This is a genomic window from Vibrio sp. 1562, from assembly GCF_033340155.1.
Taxonomy (GTDB): Bacteria; Pseudomonadota; Gammaproteobacteria; order Enterobacterales; family Vibrionaceae; genus Vibrio; species Vibrio alginolyticus.
Window position 1 is genome coordinate 1 of the sequence record NZ_JAWOVY010000552.1, and the last position, 597, is coordinate 597.

Sequence of the window (597 nt, forward strand, 5' to 3'; positions counted from 1 at the left end):
TAAATTATCCAAATCGGCTCAAGCAGGTAATCAAGCAGACAGGGAAAGCTTGATAGAAGAAATCAAACACCTACCCGATGAGCAACTAACGCCAGTCACCCGTGCGTTTAACCAATTTCTAAACCTCACCAATATTGCCGAGCAATACCACACCATTTCACGTCACCGTGAAGAGCACATCTGTGAACCAGACGCGATCAACTCGCTGTTTTCAAAACTGGTACAAAACGATGTTAGCAAACTCGATACGGCTCAAGCGGTACGTGATTTGAATATTGAACTGGTATTAACCGCGCACCCAACGGAAATCACTCGCCGCACCATGATCAATAAACTGGTCAAGATCAACGAGTGCTTATCCAAACTAGAACTCAGCGACCTGTCTTCTAAAGAACGCAAAAAAACAGAGCGTCGCTTAGAGCAACTTATCGCACAAAGCTGGCATTCTGACGTGATTCGTCAACAACGCCCTACTCCATTGGATGAAGCGAAATGGGGCTTTGCCGTAGTAGAAAACTCACTGTGGGAAGCTGTGCCAGATTTCCTACGTGAAATGAATGATCGTCTGAAGTCTTACCTAGGTGAAGGTTTACCAAT

Annotated in this window: 1 protein-coding gene; it reads left to right on the top strand. The window is 45.2% G+C overall.

Annotated elements, in window-relative coordinates:
• Positions 1-597, top strand: a 597-nt coding sequence (locus tag R7Z49_RS26345; protein WP_318112612.1) for a phosphoenolpyruvate carboxylase, incomplete at both ends; no start/stop codon positions are given.